At 62.2% G+C, this 209-nt stretch carries 1 protein-coding gene; it reads left to right on the top strand.

What is annotated here, in order from left to right; genetic code table 11:
* On the top strand, positions 1–209 hold a 209-nt coding region (locus IG02_RS37530; RefSeq protein ID WP_037805290.1), incomplete at both ends, for a hypothetical protein.

Raw genomic sequence — 209 nt, forward strand, 5'->3', positions numbered from 1 at the left:
GGGTACCGCGGAGAGCGCGGCCGAGGTCATCATCAACGGGGCCTTCTACGACAAGTGGGAGTTCAAGTGGGAGACCTTCGTCGGGTCCGGTACCAGCACGGTGTTCGACATGGGTGCGGGGCTGGTCATCGGCGCCGGGGCCATCCAGATCTACAACAAGTACTTCGACGACAAGCCCAAGTTCACCGACCACAACAAGCTTCCCGGCC

It is taken from the genome of Streptomyces sp. NRRL F-5135 (genome assembly GCF_000719775.1).
Taxonomy (GTDB): domain Bacteria; phylum Actinomycetota; class Actinomycetes; order Streptomycetales; family Streptomycetaceae; genus Streptomyces; species Streptomyces hebeiensis.